The organism is Psychrobacter sp. 16-MNA-CIBAN-0192 (genome assembly GCF_040309565.1).
Lineage (GTDB): Bacteria > Pseudomonadota > Gammaproteobacteria > Pseudomonadales > Moraxellaceae > Psychrobacter.
This window is the reverse complement of record NZ_JBEOOX010000160.1, coordinates 1-280: the sequence shown is the minus strand read 5'-3', so window position 1 is coordinate 280 and position 280 is coordinate 1. Positions and strand designations below refer to the sequence as shown.

Here is a 280-nt window from a genome sequence, read left to right as displayed (position 1 = left end):
GAGCAGCATCCTATGCCAAATATTGCTGATTTGCTTGATATTGTAGCGTTAGGTACGGTGGCCGATGTGGTAGCCCTTGATGCGAATAACCGCACCTTAGTGCACCAAGGCTTGGCACGTATTCGCAGTGGTAAAACTCGCCCAGGTATTACCGCACTGATTGAAGTGGCTAATCGCAATGCCGCGCGCTTGAGCGCCAGTGACTTTGGTTTTTCGCTTGCTCCACGCTTAAATGCAGCAGGGCGCTTAGACGACATGAGTCTAGGCATAGCGTGTTTAC

General features: G+C 51.1%; 1 pseudogene. It reads left to right on the top strand.

The annotated features are described in order from the left end of the window. Positions 1 to 12: 12 nt before the first annotated feature. Positions 13 to 280 (top strand): annotated as a pseudogene (locus AAEY78_RS12745) (single-stranded-DNA-specific exonuclease RecJ); the annotation flags it as partial.